Raw genomic sequence first — 487 nt, 5'->3', positions numbered from 1 at the left:
AATAACCTGTTCATAGTCTCTGTGGAATAGCAGATAATACGAGTATGAGACATCGTTACCCCAGCGACATCAGTCGTGACCAGTTCGAGCACCTCCGTCCCCTGTTGGAAAGTGCTCGGAAAAAGACCGCCCCGCGGAGAGTGGGTCTGTACGACGTCTTCTGCGCTGTACTGTACCTGTTGCGAACAGGCTGCCAGTGGCGTGCCTTGCCAAGTGATTTCCCGAAGTGGCGCACCGTGCACTCGTATTTCACCATCTGGAGTGAGCCGCGTGACAGCGGTAGCCTGCTTGAGCAGGCGCTTAAAAAATCAGGTTGGCGCGGCCCGCGAGAGACAGGGGCGCAACGCTTGCAGCAGGTTCTTGATCGTGGACGCGCAGAGCGTCAAGAACACCGATAGTGCCAGGCAGAAAGGCTACGACGCGGGCAAGAAAGTATCGGGGATCAAGCGGCACATTGCGGTCGATACTCAAGGTTTGCCGCATGCCG

At 56.9% G+C, this 487-nt stretch carries 1 pseudogene; it reads left to right on the top strand.

Annotated elements, in window-relative coordinates:
- Window positions 1-44: 44 nt before the first annotated feature.
- Window positions 45-487, top strand: a pseudogene (locus KY389_RS15075) (IS5 family transposase); the annotation flags it as partial.

It is taken from the genome of Paracoccus bogoriensis, from assembly GCF_019431455.1.
In the GTDB taxonomy this organism is placed as follows: domain Bacteria; phylum Pseudomonadota; class Alphaproteobacteria; order Rhodobacterales; family Rhodobacteraceae; genus Paracoccus; species Paracoccus bogoriensis.
The sequence above is the reverse complement of the archived record's forward strand: the minus strand, read 5'-3'. Positions and strand labels throughout refer to the sequence as shown.